This window comes from Virgibacillus sp. GM2-2 (assembly GCF_055329585.1).
Map to the genome: position 1 here is coordinate 1 of NZ_JBUZWC010000194.1, position 224 is coordinate 224.

Annotated in this window: 1 pseudogene; it reads right to left on the minus strand. The window is 71.9% G+C overall.

The features are described 5' to 3' along the window. A pseudogene (locus ACY9Z2_RS19515) lies at positions 1–224 on the minus strand (hypothetical protein); the annotation flags it as partial.

The following is a 224-nucleotide window of genomic DNA, read 5'->3' on the forward strand; positions in this document are numbered from 1 at the left end:
GATGTAGGTCGGGGTCGTCACGTACAGCATCGCCCCGTCCGGCGGCGCCTGCGCGACGCGCGCCACCGCGCGCGCGCCGCTGCCGCCGGTGACGTTCTCGATCGCGAAGTTGACGCCCATCTTGGGGCCGAGGTGCTTCGCGAGCGTGCGGACGAACACGTCGCTGCCGCCGCCGGGGCTCGAATGGGTGACGAGCGTGACGGTCGGGACCGGATACGAACCCT